The organism is Streptomyces sp. NPDC001980 (genome assembly GCF_040296885.1).
Classification (GTDB): Bacteria; Actinomycetota; Actinomycetes; order Streptomycetales; family Streptomycetaceae; genus Streptomyces.
Genome location: NZ_JBEOYD010000002.1, coordinates 377099 through 395959, shown reverse-complemented (window position 1 = coordinate 395959; position 18861 = coordinate 377099). Strand labels below are relative to the sequence as shown.

At 72.2% G+C, this 18861-nt stretch carries 17 protein-coding genes; 5 read left to right on the top strand and 12 right to left on the bottom strand.

Annotation, left to right across the window (positions count from 1 at the left end; translation table 11 throughout):
* The first annotated feature begins 493 nt into the window (after window positions 1–493).
* Both ABT137_RS04210 and ABT137_RS04205 read left to right on the top strand, forming a co-directional pair.
* Window positions 494–1594 carry an LLM class flavin-dependent oxidoreductase gene (locus tag ABT137_RS04210; RefSeq protein ID WP_351702087.1) on the top strand — a complete coding sequence of 367 codons (1101 nt, stop codon included), beginning with the start codon at window positions 494–496 and terminating at the stop codon, window positions 1592–1594.
* The gene (locus ABT137_RS04205) at window positions 1591–2991 is read left to right on the top strand and encodes an NtaA/DmoA family FMN-dependent monooxygenase (protein WP_351702084.1); all 1401 of its coding nucleotides are present in this window, start codon (window positions 1591–1593) and stop codon (window positions 2989–2991) included. The genes ABT137_RS04210 and ABT137_RS04205 overlap by 4 nt, the downstream gene beginning before the upstream one ends.
* Window positions 2992–3069: 78 nt before the next feature.
* Here ABT137_RS04205 and ABT137_RS04200 read toward each other — a convergent pair whose 3' ends face one another.
* The gene (locus ABT137_RS04200) at window positions 3070–4068 is read right to left on the bottom strand and encodes a quinone oxidoreductase family protein (RefSeq protein ID WP_351702081.1); all 999 of its coding nucleotides are present in this window, start codon (window positions 4066–4068) and stop codon (window positions 3070–3072) included.
* 143 nt (window positions 4069–4211) lie between these two features.
* Window positions 4212–5492, bottom strand: a complete 1281-nt coding sequence (gene egtA, locus ABT137_RS04195) for an ergothioneine biosynthesis glutamate--cysteine ligase EgtA (protein ID WP_351702078.1) — start codon at window positions 5490–5492, stop codon at window positions 4212–4214.
* Between the two features lie 812 nt (window positions 5493–6304).
* Here egtA and ABT137_RS04190 point away from each other — a divergent pair.
* Entirely contained in the window at window positions 6305–6793 is a 489-nt protein-coding gene (locus ABT137_RS04190; protein ID WP_351702075.1) for a beta-class carbonic anhydrase, read from the top strand.
* A gap of 50 nt (window positions 6794–6843) precedes the next feature.
* Here the strand turns inward: ABT137_RS04190 and ABT137_RS04185 are convergent, their stop codons facing one another.
* The gene (locus tag ABT137_RS04185) at window positions 6844–8118 is read right to left on the bottom strand and encodes a sulfite oxidase (RefSeq protein ID WP_351702072.1); all 1275 of its coding nucleotides are present in this window, start codon (window positions 8116–8118) and stop codon (window positions 6844–6846) included.
* Window positions 8119–8593: 475 nt separating this feature from the next.
* Between ABT137_RS04185 and ABT137_RS04180 the strand changes: the two genes are divergently transcribed.
* Both ABT137_RS04180 and ABT137_RS04175 read left to right on the top strand, forming a co-directional pair.
* Entirely contained in the window at window positions 8594–9628 is a 1035-nt protein-coding gene (locus ABT137_RS04180; RefSeq protein WP_351702069.1) for an MDR family NADP-dependent oxidoreductase, read from the top strand.
* 49 nt (window positions 9629–9677) lie between these two features.
* A complete protein-coding gene (locus tag ABT137_RS04175) occupies window positions 9678–10049 on the top strand; it encodes a MerR family transcriptional regulator (RefSeq protein WP_351702066.1) in 372 nt (123 codons plus the stop codon).
* A 35-nt stretch (window positions 10050–10084) separates the two neighbouring features.
* Here ABT137_RS04175 and ABT137_RS04170 read toward each other — a convergent pair whose 3' ends face one another.
* The 9 genes from ABT137_RS04170 to ABT137_RS04130 all read right to left on the bottom strand — a co-directional run bounded on the left by ABT137_RS04170 (window position 10085) and on the right by ABT137_RS04130 (window position 18620).
* Entirely contained in the window at window positions 10085–10417 is a 333-nt protein-coding gene (locus ABT137_RS04170; RefSeq protein WP_351702063.1) for a 4Fe-4S dicluster domain-containing protein, read from the bottom strand.
* Window positions 10414–12018 (bottom strand): FAD-dependent oxidoreductase, encoded by a 1605-nt coding sequence (locus ABT137_RS04165; protein WP_351702060.1) that lies wholly within the window; start codon window positions 12016–12018, stop codon window positions 10414–10416. The genes ABT137_RS04170 and ABT137_RS04165 overlap by 4 nt, the downstream gene beginning before the upstream one ends.
* Before the next feature lie 37 nt (window positions 12019–12055).
* The gene (locus ABT137_RS04160) at window positions 12056–12874 is read right to left on the bottom strand and encodes an ABC transporter permease (protein ID WP_351702057.1); all 819 of its coding nucleotides are present in this window, start codon (window positions 12872–12874) and stop codon (window positions 12056–12058) included.
* Window positions 12871–13617, bottom strand: coding sequence for an ABC transporter ATP-binding protein (locus ABT137_RS04155; RefSeq protein ID WP_351702054.1), 747 nt, complete (start codon window positions 13615–13617; stop codon window positions 12871–12873). Before ABT137_RS04155 ends, ABT137_RS04160 begins: the two co-directional genes overlap by 4 nt.
* The gene (locus ABT137_RS04150) at window positions 13610–14965 is read right to left on the bottom strand and encodes an LLM class flavin-dependent oxidoreductase (RefSeq protein WP_351702051.1); all 1356 of its coding nucleotides are present in this window, start codon (window positions 14963–14965) and stop codon (window positions 13610–13612) included. Before ABT137_RS04150 ends, ABT137_RS04155 begins: the two co-directional genes overlap by 8 nt.
* Entirely contained in the window at window positions 14962–16017 is a 1056-nt protein-coding gene (locus tag ABT137_RS04145; protein ID WP_351702048.1) for an aliphatic sulfonate ABC transporter substrate-binding protein, read from the bottom strand. Before ABT137_RS04145 ends, ABT137_RS04150 begins: the two co-directional genes overlap by 4 nt.
* 79 nt (window positions 16018–16096) lie before the next feature.
* Window positions 16097–16828: an ABC transporter ATP-binding protein gene (locus tag ABT137_RS04140; RefSeq protein WP_351702045.1), complete on the bottom strand. Its 732-nt coding sequence runs from the start codon at window positions 16826–16828 to the stop codon at window positions 16097–16099.
* Window positions 16825–17727: an ABC transporter permease gene (locus ABT137_RS04135; RefSeq protein WP_351702042.1), complete on the bottom strand. Its 903-nt coding sequence runs from the start codon at window positions 17725–17727 to the stop codon at window positions 16825–16827. The genes ABT137_RS04140 and ABT137_RS04135 overlap by 4 nt, the downstream gene beginning before the upstream one ends.
* Window positions 17724–18620 carry a TauD/TfdA dioxygenase family protein gene (locus tag ABT137_RS04130; protein ID WP_351702039.1) on the bottom strand — a complete coding sequence of 299 codons (897 nt, stop codon included), beginning with the start codon at window positions 18618–18620 and terminating at the stop codon, window positions 17724–17726. The genes ABT137_RS04135 and ABT137_RS04130 overlap by 4 nt, the downstream gene beginning before the upstream one ends.
* Window positions 18621–18861 lie beyond the last annotated feature (241 nt).

Below are 18861 nucleotides of genomic sequence, written 5' to 3'. Positions count from 1 at the left end.
CCTGTCGGTCCTGCGCGCCGCCGAGGGACGGGCCACCGAGCACACTGGCCTCCGGCTCTGCCGCGATGGCGGGTCGGTGGCACCGATGTGGGCCGTGCCGCTTGTTCTTGACATCCGCCGGGGCGGGCGACGTACGGTGAACCGATCGGTTTCTGATGGGCGGAGGCCCTTGATGCACGTTTCTGGCGCGGCGGCACCGCAGGGTGTGCGCTCCAGCGTGCGTCTGATCGTCCGCCGGCATGTCGACTACTGCCGCACCTGCTCCGCCGTCTGTCCTTCCGCACGCCTCTGAGCCCTGCCGGCGCGTCTCGTCGGCACCCTCACGCCGTGGCCTCGCCCGGCCCGTCCGGCCGTGGCTCTGTCCGGCCTGTCCGGCCTGTCCTGCCGGGCCCCCGCCCGGCTCCTCCGTCGCGGCCTCGCGGTCGCGAGTTCCCGTGCTTCCCGTGCTTCCCGTGCTTCCCGTGCTTCCCGTGCTTCCCGGAAGGAACGTCCATTGTCCGGCCCCGCCCTGCACCTCGCCGTCGAGATCGACGGTGACGGCACCCACCCCGCGGCCTGGCGCCGCGCCGCCCACGCACCCGACCGGTTGCTGGCCCCGCGCCGTGCGGCCGGGCTCGCCGCCGCGGCCGAGAACGCCGGGTTCGCTCTGATCACCCTGGACGACGGGGTGCTGCCGCCCGGTACCGCGCCCGATCCCGTCGGCCGTATCGGGGCGGTGGAGCGGGCGGCCTTCGTCGCGGCGTCCACCAGCACGATCGGCATCGCACCCGTCGTCCCGGTCACGTATGCCGAACCCTTCCATGTCTCCAGCCAGTTGGCGTCCCTGGACCACATCTCCGCCGGCCGTGCCGGGTGGGTGGTGACGGAGGAGGAGCACCCCGAGGCTGCCCGGGTCTGGGGGCGCCCCCAGGTCGCCGACGCGGCCGCGCGGGCCCGGGAGTCCCGGGACGGTGTCGAGGTGGCCCGCGCCCTGTGGGACTCGTGGGAGGACGACGCGGTCATCCGGTCCGTCGCCACCAGCCGCTACCTCGACCGCGACCGGCTGCACTACATCGACTTCACCGGGGAGACCTACGCCGTCAAGGGCCCGGCGATCGTGCCGCGCCCCCCGCAGGGGCAGGTCGTCGTCCTGGGCCGCCCGGACCGGGTGCCCGCCGCGCACCTCGACGTGGCCCTGGTCGAGGGCCGCGACCCGGCCGCGGTCGCCGCGGCCGCCGCCGGCGCCGGTACACCCCGCGTCTTCGCCGAGGTCGAGGTGGCGCTGGACACCCCGGACGCGACCGGCGCCGAGCGCGTCGCCGACCTGGAACGGTATGCGCCGTGGGCCGATCGCGGGCGGTTGCGGTACGTCGGTTCCGCGGACGGACTGGTTGCCGTTCTCGGTGAGTTGAGCCGTCATGTGGAGGGGGTGCGGCTGCATCCGCTGGTGCTGGACGAGGATCTCGCCGTCCTCTCCCGCCTCGTCCTGCCGGCCCTGTCCGAACGGCGGCTCGTCGCCCGGCCGTTGCCCGGCACGTCCCTGCGCTCGGCCCTCGGCCTGGAGCGTCCCGCCAACCGATTCGCGGCCGCGGCCGTCCAGGAGGAGACCCGATGACCCGCACCGACCCCCTCGACGTCCCCCTGCCACACGCCCAACTGCACTTCGGAGTGTTCTTCCAGGGCGTGAACCACTGGACCATCTGGTCCGCGCCCGACAGCGGCTCGCAGATCGACCCCGCCTCGTTCCGGCGCGTCGCCCAGACCGCCGAACGGGGCCTGTTCGACGCGTTCTTCCTCGGTGAGGGACTCCGGCTGCGCGAGGTCGACGGCAGGATCCATGATCTCGACGTGGCCGGACGGCCGGACGCCATCACCCAGCTCGCGGCACTGGCCGCGGTCACCCGCCGGATCGGCCTGGTCTCCACCTCCAACTCCACCTACAACGAGCCCGCCGACCTCGCCCGCCGCCTCTCCGGCCTCGACCTCCTCTCCGAAGGCCGCGCCGGCTGGAACGTGGTGACCACGGACAACGCCTGGACCGGCGCCAACTTCCGCCGCGGCGGCTATCTCGACCACGCCGACCGCTACCGGCGCGCCGAGGAGTTCCTCACCGTGGCCCGCGCCCTGTGGGACGGCTGGGACGACAAGGCAGTCGCCATGTCCGTGGACGCGCCCGCCTGGTCGGTGCCCGGCGCCGTACGCCAAGTACGCCACCGGGGACCGCAGTTCGACGTCGACCTGGCCCCCACCCTGCCGCGCAGCGCCCAGGGTCACCCGGTGATCTTCCAGGCCGGTGACTCCGGCGAGGGGCGTGACTTCGCCGCCCGCAACGCCGACGTCATCTTCTCCGCGCACGGCAACGACTTCGACGACGCGCTGGCCTTCGCCGAGGACATCCGGCACCGACTGCGCGCGGCCGGGCGGCCCGACGACGACCTGCGGATCCTGCCCGGCACCGAGATCATCATCGGTGCCACCGAGGAGGAGGCCGAGGAGAAGAAGCGCTGGATCCGGCTCCAGCAGGTCACTCCCGCAACGGCGTTGGGGATCGCCGGGCTGTTGTGGGGCATCGACCTGTCCGATCGCGACGCCGACGGCCCGCTGCCCTCCGAGGACCCGGTGGTCGCCGAGAACGACGGCTCCTTCGGGGCCCGGCGCATCGCCGACCCGCGCGCGGTGGTGGCGGAGTGGCGGGCGAAGGCGGCGGCGCACGGCTGGTCGCTGCGCGAGACCGTCATCGCGCTCGGGCCGCAGCGCGGGCATGTCGGCACCCCGTCCGGTCTGGCCGACAAGTTCGCCCGCTTCGTGCGGCACGGCGCGGTCGACGGCTTCAACGTCACGCCGTACCTCATCCCCGACGGCCTCGACGACATCGTCGACCTGCTCGTCCCGGAACTGCAGGAACGCGGGGTCTACCGCGCCGAGTACACCGGCACCACGCTGCGCGAACACCTCGGCCTGCGCGCGCCCCTCACCCACCGCTCCGCACCCGAACGACGGGAGGCGGGCTGAGCACCTCAGCGCCGCGGTCCGCCGTACCGACGACCGGGTGGCCGGTCGCCGGTACGGCGGCACAACGCACCGCCCGGCTCAGCCCTCGATGTCCCGCGCGAGCGTCAGCACGGTCTTCCCGTGGGTCCGCCCGGCCTCGTGGCGTCGGTGGACCTCGACGACGTCCGCCGCCGGGACGACGGTGGGAGGGACGTGGGCCAGTGCTCCGGAGGCGAGTGCGGACAACGCCCTGGACAGGAGCTCGCCGATGGTCGCGGGCGAACGGCGGGCGACGTCACCGATGTTGTATCCGGCGACGGTCCTGTTGTTCTTCCACAGGTCCCAGACGTCCGCCGTCCAGTCGGCGTCACGTCCGAGGTCCCCGTAGGCGACCACCCGGCCGAAGGGCGCCAGCACCTCCAGGCTTGCGCGCCGCACCGGCCCGCCGACGGGGTCCAGCACCAGGTCCACCCCACGCCCCGCGGTGGCCTCGCGGACCGCGTCCTCGAAGTCCTCCCTGACGAACAGGGCGTCGTAGCCCAGCTCGGCGGCCAGCTGTGTCTTGGTCGCGGAGCCGACCGTGCCGAGAACCCGGGCGGCGCCGAGCGCCCGTGCGATCCGTGCCGCGGCCGAGCCGACCCCGCCGGCCGCCGCGTGGATCAGGACCGTCTCGCCCTCGCGCAGCCGTCCCGCGTCCGTCAGCACCCCGTAGGCCGTCGGAAAGACGCACGGCACCCCGGCCGCGACGGCCGGCGGGAGCCCGGCCGCCGGCCGGACGAAGTCCGTGTCGGCCACGGCGAACTCCGCGTATCCGCCGAAGGCCGGAAGGTAGGCCGCGACCTGCTCGCCGACAGCCCGTTCCGTCACCCCGCTGCCGAGCGCCGCCACCGTGCCGGAGACTTCCAGCCCGGGCACGTCGTAGCCGCCGGGGCCGTCCGGCTCGCCGAACTCGCCCCTTCGGTGCTGTACCTCGGCGAAGTTCACCCCGGCGTACGCGACCTCGATCAGCACCTGGCCCGGGCCCGGCCGCGGAGTCGGCACCTGGATCTCTTCCAGGGCTTCCGGTCCGCCGTTCGACTTGAATCCGTATGCGCGCACGCAGTGTCCTTCCCTGTGCGATCGATGCACCGGCCAGAGGGCGTCCCGCGGAGTCGCCCCGGAGCACGACGCGGCCCGAACTCTCGTGCTCCACAGGCGTCTTGACGACCTCGGACGCTCCTGGGGCAACAGCTCGGCGCAGCTCACCATTCCGCTCGGAGCCGTCCGGACGCCTCCCGGTCGAGTACGTCGTCGGCCGGGCAGCGGCCGCGTGCGACGTAGCGGTCGGCGTAGGCGGCGACCGCGGCCACGACCCTGGCGCTCGCGCCCAGTCGCGGCAGGGCGTCCAGCGCCGCGGCGAAACAGGTCACGGCGGCACGCCCGAGTTGCGGGTCGGCGAGCCCGTGGCGTGCCGCCGCGGTCCACAGCGGATTGTGCGGTGCCGGGGCCCCGGCACCCCGCTCCGCCAGGGGGGCCACGGCCCGGTTCGCGATCGCGGCTGCACCGGGGTCGTCGAACAGGGCCGTGACCACCGCGAGCGGCACGATCCAGCCGTCGTCGCCGGGCTGTGCGTCGATCATGCGCAGTTCCAGGTGTCCGCGCGGCCTGACCGGCGGAAACAGCGTGCTGATGTGATAGTCGAGGTCCGCGTGGGTCGGGGGGCGCATGGTGCGCGAGCGGGTCCATTCGCGGAAGCTCACTCCGTCCGGCACCTCCCAGGGGCCGTCCCGGCGTACGCACATCACCGGCGCGTCGAGGACCCGCCGGACCCAGGCGTGCCGCGGATCGTGGGCCAGGGAGGGCCCGCCGGCCCGTCCCGGATCGAGTTCCGCCCACATCAGCTGCCGGGTGGACAGCCAGCCCGTGGCGCGGCCTTCGGCCATGGGCGAGTTCGCGAACACCGCGACAAGGACCGCGCCCAGGTGGTGCGCCAGCCACCAGCGGCGCGCGAATCCCATGACGCCGGGCTCCTCCCGTCCGGCGTCGAGGCACACCTGGACGGAGGCCGACGTGCACATCAGGGTGCGCCCCGCCGGGCCCGTACGGTCGAGGCAGGCCTCCATCGCGTCGTACCGCCGCTCCCGCAGGAAGCGGCGAGGCCGCTGCCAGGGATCGACGCCCATGCCGGCCAGGGCCAGACCGTGCTCACGCAGCGCGCTGCGCACCGCGTCCAGATCGGCGGAGACCTCCGAGACACACGCGGCCAGCGACGGGGCCGGCCGGGAACTCAGTTCCACCTGACCGCCGGGCTCGACACTCAGCCCGGACGTCAACGGGAGGGTTCGCAGGTCGGCGTGGGCCGCCGCCAGTTCTTCCCGGCCCACGGACTCGTGCGGCGCACGCTCCCGGTGGACAAGCCATTCCACTTCGACACCCACGCTGCGCGGCGGGCCCGTCTTGAAACAGACTCCTTCGACCAGCGCCTCCGCCTGCTGTTCGGTGACGGCAGAACCATCAACATTGCACTCCGGTGAAACCGACATCCGGGAGCCTCCTGAGCCGCCTCAGGGTCGTCGGGGATCCGACGTCCGGTACGCGTACCGCTGTGCCTGCTGCCAGAGTCCGCCGTCCTGCCCTGTCGCGACAAGAGCGCACTTTCCGGACGACCGGGCATCCGGCAACCCGCAACGGGTGACTCGGCAGGTCCCGGGCCGCCCTCAGCCCGTCGGGGGCTCGCCGCCGGTGTCCCGGCGCACCTTCTGCCGGATGCGGGTGTCCCGGTCGTGTTCGTGATGCTCCAGCATGCGCAGCCGGGCCGTCTCGGCATCATGTTGCCCTCGGTGCGGGCCCCGTACCAGCGCCCGATCTCGAGCACGCTCAGCTTCTCCCGCTCGGCGAACTCGACGACCTCCCGGTAGTGGCCCTCGACGCCGACCTCGTCGAGGGACGGCAGCGGGCCGTCGAGGTCGTAGCGGGTGAGGTCGACGTTGACGTGGTAGGCGAGCCGGGACAACCCCGCCTCGGGGTGGACGAGTTCGGTGAATGCCTGGTGCCTGGCGAGGGCGATTCCGTCGCCCGCACCTCTTCATTTCACGGAGCCGCAATACTCGCGGCCACCAGGAGGTGACCGAACATCCATTCTCTTGCCGAGGGCGGTGTCGGCCGGTTCACTGGAGAAATGGCGACCTTCGCCGCCACGCTGACGGGCTTCTGGCCCTCGCGTCGCGTCCACCTCTTCGACGGGTTCTGTAGCCGGGCCGCGTGACAGTGCTCCGCGGCCCCGGACGTCCGGGGCCGCACCGTGCCACCGCCCGCCCCACGCCACCCGTAGCACCAGAGGAAGCCGAGGTCCCCCATGTCCGTGACCGACGAACTGCTGGCCAACAACGCCCGTTACGCGGAGTCCTTCTCCGGCCCGCTGCCCCTGCCGCCCTCCCGGCGGATCGCCGTCGTGGCCTGCATGGACGCCCGGCTGAACGTCTACGCGATCCTCGGCCTGAACGAGGGCGAGGCCCACGTCATCCGCAACGCGGGCGGTGTGGTCACCCAGGACGAGATCCGCTCGCTCGCCATCAGCCAGCGGCTGCTCGGCACCGAGGAGATCATCCTCATCCACCACACCGACTGCGGCATGCTGACCTTCACCGACGACGGGTTCAAGGACGCCATCCAGAAGGACACCGGAATCCGTCCGCCCTGGGCGGCCGAGGCCTTCGCCGATCTGGACACGGACGTGCGGCAGTCCATCGCGCGCATCAAGGCGGACCCCTTCGTCGTGCACAAGGACCGCGTCCGCGGTTTCGTCTTCGACGTGGCCACGGGCAGGCTCTCCGAAGTCCGCTGAGCGGCGCGGTCCGAGGGCATCGCCGGATCAGACGATGGGCCGGCGAGCCGTCACACCACGCTCACCGGATGCCGTACCACCGCGTCGAACAGGTAGCCCTGTGTGTTGGGCACGGCGATGTCCGGCTGAGTGCGGCCGGCGGTGTCGGTGGCCCGGGCCAGCAGGTGGGTGGCGCCGGGCTCCTCCGGCTGCCAGTCCAGGGACCAGCGGGTCCAGGTACCGGCGCGGGGCCGGTCGGTCAGGTGGGCGCGGCGCCAGCTCGTCCCGCCGTCGGTGCTGATGTCGACCCGGGCGACGGCGCCCGCACCCGACCACGACCGTCCGTGCACTACGTGGCGGTGCCCCGCCGTGAACGTGGCCCCGTCGGCCAGCTCGAAGGCGCTCTTCGTCGCCTGCCGGGTGAGCGGTGCGCTGCCGCCCTCCGGGTAGGAGGGGCCGAACAGGCGGTAGAAGGTGGTGTTCCAGGGCGAGTAGAGCGGCTCGGCGGACACCTCGATGTCGCCGACCCACTTGATCGACGCGATCCCCACCCAGGAGGGCACCAACACCCGCACCGGATACCCGTGGTCGTACGGAAGCCGCTCACCGTTCATCTCGTACGCGAGCAGTACGTCGTCCAGGGCCTTGGCCAACGGCAGCGGACGGCGTACCCGGCCGAGGCTCTCACCGCCGCTGACGTACTCGGCGTCCAGGCCGCGCGGCTGCACGTCCACGGCGTCGTGGGAGAGCCCGGCCCTGCGCAGTACGTCGGCGAGGCGCACCCCGCGCCAGCGGGCGACCCCGATCGCGCCCAGGGTCCACGCGGTGCCGGTGACGGTCTCGCCCTGCTGTGTCGTGTAGGAGGAGCGGCCGTTGCCTGCGCACTCGACGAAGGCGGTCCGGGTGACGGCCGGCAGGGCGCGCAGGTCGTCGTACCCGAACTCCACCGGCCGGTCCTCGCCCGGGCTGCCGCGCAGTCCGCTCCCCCACAGTCTCAGCCTCCAGGCGTCGGCCTCCAGGACGGGGGTGGCGGTGTGGTTGCGCACGAAGAACAGCTCGTTGGGGGTGTGATGGCCGGTCCCGCGCAGCGCCTCCCAGCGGGTCTCGGCGTTGGTGCCGCGCTCGACGAACCACTCGGGCGGCAGCGGCTTGACGATTCCGGCGACGGCGGCGCGGGCGGAGCGGGGGTTCCCGAGTGCGGTCCCGGCGGCGGTGGCGGCGAGCAGGGTGAGCAGCCGACGGCGGGTGACCCCGTCGGCCCTGGCCTCACCGGCGAGCCACTGGCGCAGCCTCCGGCGGTCGTAGTCGGTTTCGTGGCGGTGACCGGAGGGGGTGGCAGCAGACATGGCGGGTCCTCGTCATGAGGGGGCGAAGGAGCACGGCAGGGGGCGGCACGGGCCAGGCCCGGGCATCCGGCGACAGCCGACACAACTCTCTTTGCCGGCCAGGCGGTTGACAGAGCTGTCAGAGAGCGGAGGGGGCGATCAGCCGCGCGTCCGACACAGCGCGGCGGCGACCCGGACGAGGTCCACGGCGCGGCGGCGAGTCAGAGGCTCCGGCGACGGCATGGCGGGATCGAAGCACGTGGGGCGCAGGGTGTCAACGGAGCGTTCGAGTCGGCACGACAGGGTGTCTGACTCGTCGAACGCACCTCTGTCGTAGAGGAGTTGCTCCGTGACGCCGTCGAGAGGCAGCACGACCGGCTTGCCCTTGACGTACGCGTCAGGGGTTAGGTTCTGCGCTCCGGCAGCCCGACCGTCCGGCTGCCCCAGCCCTCGCTCACGCCCTCGCGCACCCTCGAACCCGTTCAGGAGTCCCGACATGGTCGACGACCTGCCCTCCACGTCCCGCGAGATCCTGCTGGCCGACACACCCGGCGGGCTGCCCGGACCCGAACACCTCACGATCGTGCCAAGGCCGGTCCCCCGCCCCGGGCCGGGACAAGTCCTCGTAAGGAACCAGTACTTCCTCGTCTTTCCCGGGCTGCGCACGCTGATCGGCGACGAGGCCGACGGCATGCCGCTCCCCCGCATCCACCCCGGCGACACGCTGTACGGTCCCGCGGTGGGTGAGGTCGTCGCGGCCGGGCCCGGCGGTCCGTTGCGTCCGGGGGACACGGTCACGCATCTGCTCGGGTGGCGGGAGTACGCGCTCGTCGCGGCGACGGACTGCACTCCGCTCGGCGACCTGCTGCCCGACCCGGTGGCCCACCTCTCGTCCGGATCGGCCGCCTACGGGGCGTTGACCCGGCTCGCCGAAGTCCGCCCCGGCGACACGGTGTTCGTCACCGGAGCGGCGGGAGCCGTGGGAACGCTGGCGGGCCAGATCGCCCGGCTGCTGGGCGCCGGGAGGATCATCGGGAGCACCCGGTCGCAGGCCAAGGCCGAACGGCTGCGGGCCGAACTGGGCTACGACGCGGTCGTGGTGCCCGGGACCCGGCCCCTCGACGAGCAACTGGCCGCGGCGGCACCGGACGGCATCGACGTGCTCCTGGACAACGTCGGCGGTGCGCAGCTGACCGCGGCCGTGCGCGCCGCGCGCCGGGGCGCCCGCCTCGCCCTGGTGGGCGCGCTGTCGGGACAGCTGTCGCCGCGCCGCGGCGGTGGCAGTTCACCCGCGGAGATCGACACCTTCCGCCTCGTCGGCCAGGGCGTCTCGCTGCACGGCTACAGCGGACAGGACCATCCCGACGTCGGGGCGGAGTGGACCAAGCGCTTCGGGGACTGGCTGCGTTCCGGCGAGATCACCTTCCCTCATACGCGGATCCCGGGCATGGACCGCGCCCCTCGGGCGTTGCAGGAACTGTTCGAGGGGCGGCACTTCGGAACCGTCGTCGTGGAGTTGCCGCCGCGGTGACACGTCGGCGCGCGGTCGCGGCGACGGCGGCTGAGGCTCGGGGGCGGACATGCGGATCGGGGACGCGGCGGCAGCGGCGGGGACCACCCCGCGGGCACTGCGGTTCTACGAGGAACGGGGGCTGCTGCCACCACCGCGGCGCACGGCCGCCGGGCAACGTGAGTACGGGCCGGACGAGGTGGCCAGGGTCCGTGTCATCCGTGAGCTGCTGGCGCTCGGTCTCACCGTCGGGGACCTGCGCAGTCTCGCCGACCGGCTAGCCCTGCTCGGCGAGCTCCCTCCGGGGCGGTGCGGGCACCCCGACAGCGACCGACCCGGCTTCGGGGTGATCGCCCGCAGGCTCGCGGCCCTCGACGCCGAGATCGACCGGCTGACCCGACTGCGCGCGGAACTGGCCCTGCGCACCTTCGGTCAGCCGTGACGACACGTCGTCGGCGGCGGGGTCGGCGCCGGTTCTCAGTCGGGGTACCGGGGCCCGACCGCCGTACGGGCGCCGAGTGCCCTGCCCCTGCCCCAGCCGAGTTCGCGGCGATACCCGCCGAGCAGGCCGGACTCTTCCAGCTCCCGCACATCACGGAAACGCGAACCGGGAGCGGCCGCGCTCACCAGCGGCGCGACGAACAGCGCGTCGGTGGGGCAGTACGCCTCGCACTGGAAGCAGGTCTGGCAGCTGTCCTGTCTGGCGATCACCGGGACGCCGTCCGGACCGCGGTCGAAGACACGCGTCGGGCAGACGTCGATGCACAGGTCGCATCCGATGCAGCGGTCCGGTTCGACGATCTCGATCACGCCGCTCGGCCTCCTTCGACGACGGTCGCCCGTGGCGCGGACTCCGGACGGCTCCAGACCTCGTCGAGCCCGCCCGTGAGCAGCCGGTAGTGCTGGGCCGGGTCCTGCCCCGGCCGGTCGATGCGCTTGTGCATGCCGCGCGACTCGGTCCGCTGCAGGGCCGCGTGATACATCCAGCGGCCGTGCGCCACCATCGCGGCCGCCTCCCTGGCCCGGAACAGGTCCTCACCGCGTCCGCCCAGCCCTTCGCGCACCGCGGTCCATGTCCCGTGCAAGGAGCGCAGGGCCGGGTCCAGGCGGTCCGCGTGCCTCAGGTAGTTGCGGTCGTACGGCAGCACCTGGCGCTGTACGTCGGCGACGACCTCGCGGTGGCCGACCGTCACGGCGCCGGTCGGGCGCAGACCGGCCGTGCCGACCGCCCGCAGCCCGCGGCCGGGACGGCCCCGCCGGGTGGCGAACGCGGCGGCGCCCCGGCCCGCCCAGCTGCCCGAGGAGGCGGCCCACGCGGCGTTGTGGCTGCCGCCCCCGGTGAAGCCGCCGCAGATCAGCTCGCGTGTCGCGGTGTCACCGGCGGCGTAGAGACCCGGGACGTCGGTGGAGCAGTCCTCGCCGGCGATGCGTACCCCGCCCGTCCCGCGCACGGTGCCCTCTGCCAGCAGGGTGATCTCGAAGAGGTCCGTGAACGGGTTGATGCCCAGCCGGTCGAAGACCAGGAAGGTGTTCGGCTGTCCCTTCCGCATGGCGCGCTGATCGTCGGGCGTCGCCCGGTCGAAGCGGGCGTAGACCGGTTCCCTGAGCAGCGCCCGTGCGATGGCCGACCGGCCGCCCTGGCTGGCCGCGCCTTCGAGCACCGAACCGTCGGCGCGGTAGAAGTTCGCCCATGAGTAGTAGGCCGTCTTGGTCAGTGACGTGCCCTTGGGGGCGATGGCGTAGGCGTTGGAGAACTCCATCCCGGACAGCTGTGCGCCCGCCTCCACGGCAAGCAGGGCGCCGTCCCCGGTGTTGACGTCACAGCCGAGGGTCTTGGACTGGAAGGCGCAGCCGCCGGCGGCGAGCACGACCGCGCCCGCCTCGATACGGACGCTCTCACCGGTCGTACGGTCCACCGCCCGCGCGCCCGACAGGACCGAGTCGGCATCGACCAGCAGTTCCAGTGCCGGGGTGTGGTCGAGGATGCGCACGCCCAGACGCTGTACGCGGATCCGCTGCCGGCGCATGTATTCGGGGCCTTGGAGGTCACCGCGGAGCTGACGGCCCCGGGCGTCGACGGGGAAGGGGTAGCGCTGTACCCGGGCGAGCTCGTCCATGCGGGCGTGGGTCTCGTCGAGGACCCGGGCCATCCAGTCCCGGTCGGCGAGGTGGCCGCCGAGGCCCTCCCGGCCGGCTATGGCGGCCTCGCGCAGCTCGGGGACGTCGTCGACGTACCAGATGCCGGTGCCGACCGATGCGGTCGCTCCGCTGGCACCCGTGTAGCCCTTGTCGGCCAGGACGACGTCGGCGCCGGCCTGGGCGGCCTTGATCGCGGCCCAGGTGCCGGCGGGGCCGCCGCCGATCACCAACACGTCGGTGGTCAGGGTCTGTTCGGATTCGGGACTCGTCATGGCGTGCGTTCCTTCCCTGGACGGGGGACGGCGGGGATCAGGGCTTGAGGCGGCCCGTGGCGAACATGGCGGCGGACCATGCCGAGAGCGCGGCGGCGAGGGCCCACACCACGGACAGGGCCCATCCCGCGCCGACGTCGCCCCGGCCGAGGAAGCCGATCCGCTCGACCTGGACCAGCCAGAAGACCGGGTCGAGGTGGCTCAGGACGTCCCAGACCGGCGGGAGCCGGCGGACCGAGTAGAAGACGCCGCCCAGGAAGCCCAGCGGCAGCATGATGATCGACTCGATGGAGTAGACGTGGTCGAGGGACTTGGCGAGGCTGCCCGCGATCACGCCCACCTGCGCGGCGACCAGAAGCACACCGAGGGTGCCGAACAGCAGGACGAGGGGGCGGGCGACGCTGGCGCTTCCGGTGAGGGGGAGAGCCACCGCCAGAACACCGCCGCCCACCACGACGCCTCGGGCGATGCCGCCGCCCACCAGTGCCGCGTTGATCTCCCACCAGCGCAGCGGGCTGGCGAACACGTCGTGGATGTACCGGTCGCGGCGGGCCTCGAAGAGGCTGGTCGTCCCGTTGAAGTAACCGACGTTGACGAGCGCCTGCGCGAACAGGCCGGGCACGATGAAACGGCCGTAGGAGACGCCGTCGATCGTGTCGACGTGCCCGCCGAGGGCGGAGCCGAAGACGACGACGAACAGCACGGTCGACAGCACCGGGCCGACGACGCTGTAGCGCCAGATGGTCAGGAAGCGGAGGACCTCCCGCTCCAACAGCCAGATGAACGGGGAGCGTTCGGGCTTGAAGGGCTCGTCGTACGACGGGAGCGCCGCCGCGTCCGCCGGGGTGCCGGTCACGCCGCCCCCTCCCCCGTGATCACCCGGTCGTAGACCTCCGAGATGTCCCGCGCCGCGTAACGGCTGCGCAGGGAGGCCGCGGAGCCGCGGTCGACGATCCGGCCGGCCCGCAGCAGGGCGATCTCGTCGCACAACGTCTCCGCCTCTTCGAGGTAGTGCGTGGTGAGCAGGACGGTGGTGCCGGCCGCGTTGAGACCCTTGACCAGCCGCCAGATCTCCGAACGCAGCTCCACGTCGACGCCGGCCGTCGGTTCGTCGAGGATGAGCAGCCGGGGACGGTGCATGAGCGCCCGCGCGATGACGAGCCGGCGCTGCATGCCGCCGGACAGTTCGTAGGCGCGGGCGTCGGCCTTGCCGTCGAGGCGGAACACCGCGAGCAGTTCGTCCGCACGCCCGACCGCGGCTCGCCGTCCGATGCCGTGGTATCCGGCGTGGTAGATCAGCATCTGACGGATCGACAGGAACCGGTCGACGTTGATCTCCTGTTCGGCCAGGCCGAGCAGCCGGCGCGCCTCCCGGGTCCGGTGGTCGTGGCCGAAGACGGTGAGCGTGCCGGTAGTGGGACGGACGATGTTGCACACCGAGCCGATCAGCGTGGTCTTGCCGGCGCCGTTCGGGCCGAGCAGCCCGAAGAAGGCCCCGTCGGGGATCTCCAGGTCCAGCCCGGCCACCGCGGTGAAGCCGTCCTCGTACGTCTTGCTGAGCCCCTGGACGCGCAGGGCCGGCGGTCCCGTTTCAGCCATCGGAACGGTGGAACTGGTTGGCCGGTACCGGCAGCCCGTAGTGCTCGCGCAGCGTCGTGCCCTCGTACTCCTCCCGGAACAGGCCCTTGTCGCGCAGGATCGGCAGCACGTGCTCGACGAAGGCCGCCAGGCCGGACGGCAGAGCCGGTGCCATGATGTTGAATCCGTCGGCGGCGCCGCCCTCGAACCAGGCGATGATCGTGTCCGCCACCTGCTCGGGCGTGCCGACGAGCTCGAAGTGGCCCCGGCCGCCCCCGAGCCGCGAGATGATCTGGCGGACCGTCAGCTCCTCTCGTACGGCGAGCTCGATGATGAGGTCGGAGCGGCTCTGCGAGCCCTCCAGCTTGGGCCGGGCGAGGACGAAGTCCGGTAGCGGGGCGCCGAGTTCGAACACCGACGGCTCGGTCTCGAAGATCGAAGCCAGCTGACGCAACCCGTACTCCGGTACCCGCAGGTCGTCGAACTCCTTCGCCAGCGCCCTGGCCTCGGCCACGGTCGACCCGAGGTACGGGACGATTCCCGGCAGCACGATCACGCCGTCCGGGTCCCGGCCCGCGGCACGGGTCCTGGCCTTGATGTCGGCGTAGAAGGCGGCCGCGCGCTCGTACGTCCGGTGCGCGGTGAAGATCGCCTCGGCGTGCCGGGCCGCGAAGTCCTTGCCGTCCTCGGAGGAGCCGGCCTGGACGAGCAGCGGGTAACCCTGCGGCGGGCGCTCGACGTTGAGCGGTCCTGCCACCGAGAAGTGCGTGCCCCGGTGGTCGAGCCGGTGCAGCCGGGCCGGGTCCGCGTACCGCCCCGTGGCCTTGTCCGCCACGACGGCCTCGGACTCCCAGCTGTCCCACAGCGCCTTGGCGACCTGGAGGAACTCGTCGGCCCTGGCGTAGCGCAGGGCGTGGTCGGGACGGTCGACGAGGCCGAAGTTGGCCGCCTCGTCGGCGCCCGCCGAGGTGACGATGTTCCAGCCGGCGCGGCCACCGCTGACGTGGTCGACGGAGGCGAGGCGGCGGGCGAGGTTGTAGGGCTCGTTGTACGTGGACGACACGGTCGCGATGAGGCCGATCCTGCTGGTCGCCTGGGACAGGACGGTCAGCAGCGTCAGCGGTTCGAGCTGGCCCGGTGGCCGGAACTCGCCGGTGCCGTTCAGGGCCGGGCCGTCCGCGAGGAACAGCGAGTCGAACTTGGCGCTCTCGGCCAGCCGGGCCAGTTCGATCCAGTGCCGCAGGTCGAAGTCCGCCCGCGGGTCGCTGTGCGGGAGCCGCCAGGCGGCCTCGTGGTGGCCGGCCTCCATGAGGAAGGCGTTGAGGTGGAGGCGGCGTCGTCTCTCGCTGACGTGGCGCACGGGGCTCATGAGGTGACCGCCAGCTTGGAGCTGTCGTATCCGGCCGGGAGGAGGTTGTCGGTGATCGACGCGACGTCGACCGTCTTGGTGATCTGGCCCGCTTCGAGGAAGGCGTCGGCGAGCTTCTGCTCCGCGGCTATGTCCGTCTTCTCCACGGGGGTGACCCGGGTCTCGAAGGTCTCCAGGGAGGCCTTCGCGTCGGCCAGGGGAATGCCCTCCTCCTTGGAGATCGCCTCCGCGTACTTGTCCTCGTGCTTGACGGCCCAGGCGAACTCGTGGGCCAGCCGCTTCAGGACGTCCGTGAGGGCCGCCCGCTTCGTTCTGTCGTTCAGCGACTTCTCGCTCGCGACGTAGTAGCTGCTGGTCTGGTCGATGGGCGGGAGGCCCTTCGCCAGGATCCGCGCACCGTTCTTCACGGCGATCGCCGACTGCGGGTTCCAGATGGACCAGGCGTCCACCTTGCCGGTGTTGAACGCCGTGGCGCCGGCCGCCGGATCGAGGAAGACCAGCTTCACGTCCTTGGGGCCGAGACCGACGCTCTTGAGTGCGTTCAGGGCCAGGCCGTGGGCCGAACTGCCCTGCGGGACGGCGAGTCTCTTGCCCTTGAGGTCCGCGAGCGTCTTCAGGGTCGAGCCCTTCGGCACGATGATGTTCTCGTTCGCCTGGTCGGGCCTCAGGGAACGGTTGACGGCGACGACCTTGAAGCCGTACTCCTTCGCGGCGCCGGTGATCGGCGGCACGTCGCCGACGCTGCCCAGGTCGATGTCGCCCGACGCGGCGGCCTGGACGAGCGGCGGGCCGTAGGTGAAGCGGGCGAACTTGACCTTGTACGGCGCGTTGTCGAAGACGCCGGTGATCTTCGCCAGCTCCTGGCTGCCGTCGCCGCCGTTGTCACCGATGGTGAACGTGTAGTTCTTCCATTCGGGGTGGCTGTCGGCACTCGATCCGCTCACGTTGCTCAGCGGTGCCGCGGCCTCCGACTCCGATCCGCAGGCGGCGAGGGGACCCGCGAGGGCGAGCAGGCCGAGGGCGCCGACTGTTCGGGCAAATCTTGTGGGCATGGTTCTCACGTGCTTTCTGTGCAGGGACGGGCGGGAGCGGGGGGATGACTCGCTTGGATTCAGTCGGATCCGGTGGGATTCAGTGCTGGTTGGCGAGACCGAGGTCTTCGAGGAGCGCGGCGCGTAGTTCCTCGCGGGCGACGCTCGCCTCGCGGTCGGCGGCGGACAGCTCGACCAGGTGCGAGGTGCCGATGCGTCCGTTGCTCATGACGACGACGCGGTCGGCCAGCGCGATCGCCTCGTCGACGTCGTGGGTGACGAGCAGCATGGCCGCGTGGTGCTTGCTGCGCAGGGCCCGCACGAGGTCGTGCATGCGCAGCCGGGTGATCGCGTCGAGTGCCGCGAACGGCTCGTCGAGCAGCACGAGTTCGGGTTCAGAGACCAACGCCCTTGCCAGTGACACCCGTTGGGCCTCGCCACCGGAGAGCTCCTTGGGCCATGCCTTCTCGCGGCCCGCGAGTCCGACCTCGGCGAGCACGTCGAGGGCCCGCTGGTCGGCGTCCGGTCCGTGCAGGCCGAGGGTGACGTTGCGCAGCACCCGCTGCCACGGCAGCAGCCGGTCGGCCTGGAAGACGATCGCGCGCCTGGCCGGGACCTCCACCCGTCCGCCGTCGGGCCGGTCGAGACCGGCGAGCAGGCGCAGGAGGGTGCTCTTGCCGCAGCCGGAGGGGCCCAGCAGGACGACCAGTTCCTCGTCGGCGAGGGTGAGGTCCAGCCGGTCCAGGACGACCCGGTCGCCGAACCGCCGGACGACCTTCTCCACGACGGCTCCGGACTGCTGCCGGAGCTGTGTCCCGACGGTGGTGCTCATGACGCCTCATAACTGGGACGCCACCGCAGCAGCACCCGCTCGAGAACCCGGACGAACTGGTCGGCGAGCAGACCGAGGAGCGAGTAGATCACCAGCCCGACGAAGACCTGGTCGGTCTGCAGGTACGTCTGCCCTTGTGTGATGAGGAAGCCGAGGCCCTTGTCGGCGTTGACCGTCTCGGCCGCCACCAGGCCCAGGACGCTGTAGGCGAGCGAGAACCGCAGGCCCACCAGGAATCCCGGCAGCGCCCCGGGCACCAGCACCCGCGTCACCAGCCGCCAGGTGCCCGCTCCCGTCGTCCGCGCCATCTCGATGAGACGCTGGTCGACACCGCGGATCGCGGCGAAGAGGTTGACGTACATCGGGACGCCGGCACCGAAGGAGATCAGCAGCACCTTCGTGAGCTCGTCGATGCCGAACCACACGATCATCAGCGGCAGCACCGCCAGCAGCGGGATCGTGTTCAGGATCTGCACGACCCCGTTGAACAGGTACTCGCCGCTGCGCAGCAGCCCGCCCAGTACCCCGCTGACGATCCCCACCGTCAGCCCGACGGCCAGGCCGATGCCCGCGCGTTGCAGCGAGATGGCCAGGTCGGGTCCGAGGACGCCCTGTCGCCACAGGTCCACGGCGGACCTGACGATGGAGGTCGGCGCCGGAGCGTAGGTCTTCTGCAGGACTCCGGCCCTGGCGAGGATCTCCCAGGCGATGAGGACCGCGACCGGAGTGGTGTAGATGCCCAGCGGCCAGCGCAGCCGCTCGCGGAGCGTGTGCAGCGGGGTCCGGCGGCGGGCGTCGAGCGGCAGGAAGACCTCGCGTCCGGGTGCACCCGTCGTCTCTGCCGGGGTCTCCGCGACCGCCGGTACGACGGCCGGCCTCTTGAGACCGACCTCGGTCATGCCGCCACCTCCAGCACCTTGCTGTAGTGCGAGGCGTCGCCCACGAGTCGCTCGCTGCGCCGGCCGTCGACGCCGACCGGCACGTCTCCGGCGACCGTCACACGGTTGAGGCGGCGCGGGTGGTCGCCGTAGTTGTCGACCCCGTAGTGCTGGGTGATCCTGTTGTCGAAGATCAGCAGCTGGCCGGGGGCCCAGGACCAGCGCAGGATGTTCTCGGGGCGGGTCACGTACGACTGGAAGATGCGCAGCAGATCGGCCGAGTCGCTGTTCGGCAGGCCGACGATGCGCTGGGCGAACCCGCCGATGAACAGGCCGCGTTCGCCCGTCAGCGGATGAACCCGCACGAGGGGGTGCTCCGTCTCGTAGGGCGTCGAGACGAAGACCCGGTCGTACTCCTGCCGTTCGGGCGTCGTGGCGGCGGGGCGTGCGTAGTCGTACTGGTTGGTGTGCACGACCCGCAGCGAGTCGGCGAGGGCGCGCAGCGGTTCGGGCAGGTCGCGGTAGGCCGCGGCGGCGTTCGCGATGAGCGTCTCGCCGCCGTAGGGCGTGGTCACGATGGACCGGAGCGTGGTGAGCTGCGGCGGGTTGAGCACGAAGGTGACGTCCGTGTGCCATTCGTTCGCCTTGGACGTCTCGCTGTCGACGGCGAGCACGTTCGTCGTCCCGTCGGCGGCCGGCACGTTCGGATGGGCGGTCGTCAGGTCGCCGAACCAGCCGGCCACCCGCTCCTGACCGGCGTTGTCGAGGGTCACGTCGGCGAACACGATCGCCTTGTGCTCGTCGAGGGCATGGCGGAGCGCCGTGACGGTCGAGGGATCGGCGGGCGCGGCGAGGTCGACGCCGTCGACGACGGCGCCGATGCGGCCCGTGAGCTTGCGGATGGTCGGAGGCATGAGGAGGTCCCTCTCCAGGAATGGGGCGCACTGCCGGGTGCTGGGAGTCGGAGTGAAGGAGCGATGAGCGGCGGTGGACGGCTACGGGGCGAGGGCTCGGGCCGGTGGCGACGCGAGGGGCCGACGACCGCGCGAGGAGTGCCGGGCCAGGCGCAGGCTGTGCGGTGGAGTCGGCCCCCGGCCGACGGCAGATCCCGTCGCCGATTTCGGGTCGGGCCCTGCACACCGGAGGGAGCCGGGG

What these genes read in the sequence shown, in the direction of transcription:
- ABT137_RS04205 (WP_351702084.1), top strand. Translation starts at nt 1,591, where the DNA reads ATGACCCGCACCGACCCCCTCGACGTCCCCCTGCCACACGCCCAACTG.
- egtA (WP_351702078.1), bottom strand. Translation starts at nt 5,492, where the DNA reads ATGTCGGTTTCACCGGAGTGCAATGTTGATGGTTCTGCCGTCACCGAA.
- ABT137_RS04190 (WP_351702075.1), top strand. Translation starts at nt 6,305, where the DNA reads ATGTCCGTGACCGACGAACTGCTGGCCAACAACGCCCGTTACGCGGAG.
- ABT137_RS04185 (WP_351702072.1), bottom strand. Translation starts at nt 8,118, where the DNA reads ATGTCTGCTGCCACCCCCTCCGGTCACCGCCACGAAACCGACTACGAC.
- ABT137_RS04180 (WP_351702069.1), top strand. Translation starts at nt 8,594, where the DNA reads ATGGTCGACGACCTGCCCTCCACGTCCCGCGAGATCCTGCTGGCCGAC.
- ABT137_RS04175 (WP_351702066.1), top strand. Translation starts at nt 9,678, where the DNA reads ATGCGGATCGGGGACGCGGCGGCAGCGGCGGGGACCACCCCGCGGGCA.
- ABT137_RS04165 (WP_351702060.1), bottom strand. Translation starts at nt 12,018, where the DNA reads ATGACGAGTCCCGAATCCGAACAGACCCTGACCACCGACGTGTTGGTG.
- ABT137_RS04155 (WP_351702054.1), bottom strand. Translation starts at nt 13,617, where the DNA reads ATGGCTGAAACGGGACCGCCGGCCCTGCGCGTCCAGGGGCTCAGCAAG.
- ABT137_RS04150 (WP_351702051.1), bottom strand. Translation starts at nt 14,965, where the DNA reads ATGAGCCCCGTGCGCCACGTCAGCGAGAGACGACGCCGCCTCCACCTC.
- ABT137_RS04145 (WP_351702048.1), bottom strand. Translation starts at nt 16,017, where the DNA reads ATGCCCACAAGATTTGCCCGAACAGTCGGCGCCCTCGGCCTGCTCGCC.
- ABT137_RS04140 (WP_351702045.1), bottom strand. Translation starts at nt 16,828, where the DNA reads ATGAGCACCACCGTCGGGACACAGCTCCGGCAGCAGTCCGGAGCCGTC.
- ABT137_RS04135 (WP_351702042.1), bottom strand. Translation starts at nt 17,727, where the DNA reads ATGACCGAGGTCGGTCTCAAGAGGCCGGCCGTCGTACCGGCGGTCGCG.
- ABT137_RS04130 (WP_351702039.1), bottom strand. Translation starts at nt 18,620, where the DNA reads ATGCCTCCGACCATCCGCAAGCTCACGGGCCGCATCGGCGCCGTCGTC.